This is a genomic window from Geobacillus sp. LYN3, assembly GCF_003064505.1.
Taxonomy (GTDB): domain Bacteria; phylum Bacillota; class Bacilli; order Bacillales; family Anoxybacillaceae; genus Parageobacillus_B; species Parageobacillus_B toebii.
Window position 1 is genome coordinate 1 of sequence record NZ_QCWL01000014.1, and the last position, 6638, is coordinate 6638.

The following is a 6638-nucleotide window of genomic DNA, read 5'->3' on the forward strand; positions in this document are numbered from 1 at the left end:
GGAGAGGGTTTTCTGAAGGAATGTGCAAAAAAATGGCTCTTTTGTTCCGAAATAAAGTGATAATTTACACTAAGCACCATCCCTTCCTGAAAAGATGCCCCCTTTGCTGTTTGGCGCTCTTTTGCTTTTTTCGATGCGATGGAGTAATAGATGCGTTCCAATGTCGTATATGGGATGCGGTGCTTTCGGCTAACCTCTTGAATGGTGGAGCCTTCACAAAGTTCATACAAGTACTCACAAAATCGATTGGTGTAGTGTTGATTTGGTTGAATCGATTCCAAAGAGGCGGAAAACACTTGGGAACAATTCCAGCACCGATAGCGCTTTACCTTGACGAACAAGTACACCGGCTGATGGAAAATCGCCAAATCCCGTACTTTTCTTGTCCGTCTGTCGTGGACAGAGGAAGTGGCAAACCCACAATGAGGGCAACGTTCCTGTGTCTCTGTTTTCTCTACATGAATCGCATAACCATAGGAAAGAAGTTCTTGTTTAATCACTTTAAATTCTGGCAATCCTAGTGATATAGAAAGCACTTACGAGACCTCCTTAATGTTTGTTTCGTCGCTAACATTATTGCCAGGATCTCGTTAGTGCTTTCTCTTTTTTGTCACTAAATCACAAAATTTGGTGATGAACCTTTATTATTTTCTTTTTTTATTTTTTCAATTCTAACAAAATCTTTAAATTGGGATATTAAATCTTTTACACATTGTTCGCTTTTATATTCTTTGTTTCCGTTCTTAACAATATCTAATCTCATATAAATCTGTTTTAATACAGTTTTAGCCTCATCTTCTGTCAAAGAATCAATACTTTTTAAAACTTCATCATATTGCTTTACCGCATTTTCATCGGCTAATTTATTTTCAAACATCATACTCCTCCTTTAATTTTTTTCTTTTATCGAACGTGTTGCAAAACGCATAACGAATGCATAAATGCACATAAAAAATCCACCACCTTGGAAATCATATATAGTGATCAAAAAACAACTCTCCAAGGGGTGGACACTATTATGATTTCCAATTGGAACAGCGAACATGCATGGACTTATGAAATTGCCCCAATTTTAGAAGCATTATTTCGGTATATCGACTCGCTATCATTGCCGGAAACACCGTATGTGACAGGAAGACCGCCGGTGTCGAAAAAATCGTTGTTGAAATGTTTCTTTTTGAAAACCTATTTTTCCATTGATTCCTTGCGAAAATTAGTGCGCATCCTGCAGCGTTTTCGCTGTTTTCAACGGGCTTGTGGGCTTGGTGAAGTCCCTCACCTTTCTACGTTTTCCCGTGCGGCGAAGTGGTTCCGGGAACAAGGATTTCCTGTTTTTCATGCACAGCTGCTCAAAGATCTAGAAGTACGTTATCCGCAAATCGTGCTGATCGACAGCACGGCCCTTCGAAGCAGTCTTTACGATTCACAGGCGAAGTGGGGAGTGTCCACCCGATATCACTGGTTTAAAGGATATAAACTCCATCTCTGCACCACCGCCGAGGGAATCATTTTATCTCATGTGTTGACCACAGCGAATCGAAATGATGCGGCAGTAGCACCAGAATTGCTTGTTTCTTTAAAGCAGTGGGATATCGAATTGGTATTGGGCGATGCCGCGTATGACAGTGAAAAGGTTCGTCAAACAGCAGAGCAGTCAGGAATCCTATTCATTTCCCCTATCAACCGCCGCAATAGCAAGGAACGAAAAGATGCCTATGGCCGGGTTCTTCCTGTCTTTTTGAAAACGAGATTTGGCCAATGGCTGTTTGGACTTCGTCGTGAGATTGAACGAGTATTTAATGAGTTAAAGAGTGACGGGTTGGAACAGCCAAGATAGTATGGATTTCATCGATATGTACTGCATGTGTTATGTTGCATCCTTATGCATAACTTCGAGTTTTTACTCTAGTTTTGCAACACCATCATATTACAGAAAAGAATATTATTTCCTTTTTTAATTTGTTTTGTTTTCATCTTATCCCTCCCACCTTATAGAACTACTCATAATATATATCGTTTTTCTTGTATTCAAATAATAATATTTTATCAAAAAATTCTTTAGCTGTTCGAAGTTCATATTCTTACACCAGATTCATTTTGCTAATATCTAAAAGTCTGGTGATTTAATGGGACATATTCCTTTCCCTCGACGGGCTATAAGGGCCAAATCGCGGCCATTCGGGCTGTTTAGTGCAAAATAAAAGTTACTCTTACGCAATCTTGGTGATAGGAAGAAGTTAATTGAGAAACTGTTTTTGACACCATCTTCATCCCTAATTCTTCAAAATCCTTTTATTTTGTCTCTCTATCTTTCTTTACATTAATGAATTAAATTATTAAACATCTTTCCATTTCATTAATTACACAGTTGATTAAACAGGCATCTTAGGGGCAATATATGAACCCTCTAAGATGCCTTTTCTTTTATAATTAAAGTAGAAAGATTTTATTATATATAGTTATGCCCCCACAATATCCTCTGAATTTCTGTTAATCTCATCGATAATGCTAATGATCCTCCGCGCGTCATCCATGTTGTCTTTAAAGAGTTCAACAATGCTGCCGACGGTTTTGAACGGTTCTTCCTGCAGCACCCGCTTGTCCATGACCCCGTTTTTCACAAAGTAATCGACGATCAATTTGACAAAACGGCTTTGTTGGATGTTCAACCGTTCGCTTGATAAAAATTCGGAAAACGCCTCGTTGGCGGCCTGCGGGTCAAGGCCGACAATTTGGCGGACGAGTTTTGTAATCGGTGTGTCTCCGAATTCTCTTTTATAATCTTCCTGTGTGCCAAGCTCATTCCAAAGAATATGCTCCAACGTTTTTACGTCTTGGACGGTTAGCTTTTTATTATTTCGCAACTTGTAAATGGCCATCTGGTCGCGGTGTTCGTGCAGATAATGTTCAACCTTTTTCCGATAATTTTTCAGATCATTGACAGTAAATATCGGTCCGTTTTCTTTCACTTCCAACACTTGGTCTTGAAAGTTCGTATAGTAAATTTTTTGCGTTTCTTTTTCAAGGAATTTGACTAAGTCACGCAACGCTTCGCGAACGGCTTCCAATTCGAAAATATCGGCTTCGCTCCAAAATTCTTCCGTCTGTACTTTTTCAATAATGTATTTTTGTTCCATCACTTGAGGAATCGAACCAAGTTTCGACAACGCCTCTGCGGTGCGAATCACACTCCGAATCGGCTTTGTGGCATTTTTCGTTTGCAGCTTCGCCAATTCGATCGTGTACATGAGCAAATCAAAACGTTTCGCCAATTCATCATCATTCAACGGAACAATCAGCGGCGAAATATGTTCTTTGATTTCATTGACATCCATCGCTGTTAAGGAGTCCCATTTCGCCCGATTTTTAAACTTGTGTACGTATTGAATATGTTGGCGTACACGGAAGTTTTCTTCGTTCAACTTATTGATTTCCGCCAGCACCTCGTCAATCAATTCATTGCGATAGGCAATATACTCTTCTTCTTGGTACTGTAAATGCTGCAGTTCTTTAATGATTTCGACTTTGGCGTTAAATAGACGCTCGGTCAAACTTTCCACCGCTTTTCCTTCGATTCCTTTTGGATTTTCGCGGAAAAACTCAAAGTTGCCGCAATAGTCAAAAATAAGGAAATGCGTTTTATCTTGCCCGACTCCGAACAAGTCTTTGCATAAGCGGGTTCCGCGCCCAATCATTTGCCAAAACTTTGATTTGGAGCGTACTTTCTTGAAGAACACAAGGTTGACGACTTCCGGAATATCCACTCCAGTATCGAGCATATCGACCGATACCGCAATTTGCGGCAATTTGTTGCGGTCGGAAAAATCATCGATTAATGTTTGGTAGTAGTTCACGCTGTAATCAATGACCCGTGCAAAGCCGCCCTTGTATTCAGGGAACAATTGATCAAAGCGCTCCACAATCCGTTCCGCATGGCGATGGTTTTTCGCAAAAATAATCGTTTTGCCGAGTTTGTCCCCGCCTTCGACGCGAATTCCTTTTTCCATTAAATCTCTCAGTACCGTATCAATCGTATCGTCATTAAACAACCATTCATTTAACGCGGCACTGTCAATATCCTCGCCTACTTCCTCATCAAATGTTTCTTCATATCGTTCTTTTTCTTCATCCGATAACTCATCGTAATGAATGCCCTCTTCAAGAAATTTAAGCTTTGTTTCAATGGTACGATAATCGACTAAATAGCCATCTTGAACCGCTTGATCTAACTCATAGGCATAGGTCGGCACACCGTTTTCTAAATCAAACACTTCGTACGTATTGCGGTCAATTTCGTCTTTTGGTGTGGCGGTAAGCCCAAGCAATATCGCATCAAAATAGTCAAAAATAGCCCGATATTTCTTATAAATACTGCGATGGGATTCATCGACGATAATTAAATCAAAATGCCCGACGGTAAAGAGACGTTTGCCGTCTTTTCGCTTCGCTTCGTCAATGGCGTTCATCATTGTCGGATACGTCGAAAACACCATGCGGCTTTCCTCTGGATTGTCTTTGTTATCGAGCAAATTGCAAAGTGTCAAGTTCGGCAGCAAATGGCTAAAGCTGTTTTTGGCTTGCGTTACCAGCGTTTTGCGGTCTGCTAAAAACAAAATATTTTTTACCCAATTATGACGGGTAAGAACATCGACAATCGAAATCGCCGTCCGGGTTTTGCCGCTCCCCGTCGCCATGACAAGCAATGCTTTGCGCCGTTTGTTCTCGAGCGCGTCGCATACGGCTAAAACCGCTTCTTTTTGGTAATAGCGATTCGTTATGTTGTCATTGATTTGCACATTTTTTAGCGGCTTCTTCATCGTCCGACGATCAATAAGCAAGCTTAATTCTTCCTTATTGTAAAAGCCGGAAACCTTCCGCGCCGGATAGTTAAGGTCGTCCCAAATATACGTTTCAAAACCGTTTGTGTAAAAAATGATTGGACGTTGGCCATGCATTTTTTCAATGCAGTCGGCGTACAATTTCGCCTGTTGCTTTCCTTTGTTCGGGTCAGCGGTTGTCCGTTTCGCTTCGATGACCGCCAGCGGCTTTCCGTTGTCGCCAAAAAGAACGTAATCGACATAGCCGACTCCTTCTTGATTCGGCATGCCAACGACAGGGTATTCAACAATAACGTCCTTTTTAAATTCCCAACCCGCCAGCTTCAAATCTAAATCAATATATTTCTTTCTTGTTTCCCATTCGCTTAGTTCATCCACTTGGAAGTGGTACTCTTTTGTATTCGCTTCCCGTTTGGCGGTGAGAAGGGCGCGAAGCTGTTCGTTTTCTTTCATCATTTCCTCAAGACGCTTGTCTTTGGAGCTTAACCGTTCGTATAAATCTTTTAATTCTTCCGGACGCTCGCGCTTTTCCTCGCCAATTGGCAGCAATGATTCGTCAAAGTCCGTAGCCGTATATTCATCTGAATAACAATAATCAATCCAAGACACAAACTGATGAAGATTATGCAGGGAAAGAATCGCTTCTTCCCTCGTAATCATCGAGTTCGTATGAACCGCGACATTTCCCAGTTTGACAATGTAACGCAACAACGGCAACAAGTCTTCATCAATAATGGACAAAAAGACGTTGTCATGAATCAAACTGGAAAGATTATCTTGATACGGAACTTTCAAAGCGCTGTCAAAGCTGTACACCCACTTCACCGCAAGCTCCAGCGCACGGCGCGTCAAAATCGCGCACGTCGCCGGACTCACAACTAAACTTTTCTCCGCCTCTAAACACGCATTTGTAAAGCTCTCATAATGAGGTTTTCCTATTAAAAAACGAAAGTTGGATAACAACAAATCCCCCTCCCTCGACCAAACCAACATGAATTTCCTTCACATTTATTAATCGTTGAACAACTCTCCCTTAAATGCGCGTTGCACGAGGGAATTGAAGGTATTGTTGAGTTCAACTAAACTTTGTTGCAATAATTGTTTTTTCTCTTGAATCACTTTAAACCAATGAACAAAATATTTTTGATCTTCTAAAGGTGGAAGTATAATATTGACTTTATTCAACCCCTCACGGCTAATAGTATATTGTCCCGCTGAAGTTTTTAAATTTTTTCTTAATTCCTTTTTACCTATATAAGAATTTAGATAGTATGCCAAAAAAATATTTTCTACAGACTCAATCGTTTTAATCCTAATTATATGGTCATTAAAGAATACTTCTTCGCTATATCCAGTAAAAACAGCGCTCCTACCTACATAATCTGGATTACCATTTACTCTTATTAACAACAAATCATTTAGATTTACGCGAAAATTCTCTTTTTCTGTTTCATTTAATTTGATTCTATTTATGTCTGTATAGTCTATAAGGTTTTCTTTAATATCACGCAATCTTAATACGATATTCCCAATTTCTTCATTGCCTCTTCTAGAAATTCCGTTTTTTGTTTCTTTTATAATCTCTGCAAATTTAGTTCGAGTATTCTTTTCGGGATTTCTAAATAAAATCTCCAAAAACACACTTTGCGTTAACTGGTCTAACGCTTCAATTTGGGCTTTTCGTTTGTCGATGAGTTCTTGGGCTTTGTCTAGTATTCTGGAGATTAGCACAGCTATGAAGAGTATATTTCAAAGTTTTTCGTCAAAATAGGGATTTTCAAATTATCCACAGTTGGTAAA

4 protein-coding genes and 1 pseudogene are annotated in these 6638 nt (G+C 39.9%); 1 reads left to right on the top strand and 4 read right to left on the bottom strand.

Going from position 1 to position 6638, the window contains the following annotated elements; all coding sequences use genetic code 11:
• Nucleotides 1-536, bottom strand: a 536-nt coding sequence (locus DCC82_RS16130) for a transposase family protein (protein WP_146177916.1), incomplete at its 3' end; no start/stop codon positions are given.
• A gap of 77 nt (nucleotides 537-613) precedes the next feature.
• Nucleotides 614-880, bottom strand: a complete 267-nt coding sequence (locus DCC82_RS16135; RefSeq protein ID WP_133066528.1) for a hypothetical protein — start codon at nucleotides 878-880, stop codon at nucleotides 614-616.
• A 138-nt stretch (nucleotides 881-1018) separates the two neighbouring features.
• Here DCC82_RS16135 and DCC82_RS16140 point away from each other — a divergent pair.
• Nucleotides 1019-1909 (top strand): annotated as a pseudogene (locus DCC82_RS16140) (transposase).
• Between the two features lie 550 nt (nucleotides 1910-2459).
• Here DCC82_RS16140 and DCC82_RS16145 read toward each other — a convergent pair.
• Nucleotides 2460-5801, bottom strand: a complete 3342-nt coding sequence (locus DCC82_RS16145; RefSeq protein ID WP_097355069.1) for a DEAD/DEAH box helicase family protein — start codon at nucleotides 5799-5801, stop codon at nucleotides 2460-2462.
• Between the two features lie 48 nt (nucleotides 5802-5849).
• Complete coding sequence (locus DCC82_RS16150; protein ID WP_158268597.1) at nucleotides 5850-6473, bottom strand: restriction endonuclease subunit S; 624 nt, start codon at nucleotides 6471-6473, stop codon at nucleotides 5850-5852.
• Nucleotides 6474-6638: the final 165 nt, after the last annotated feature.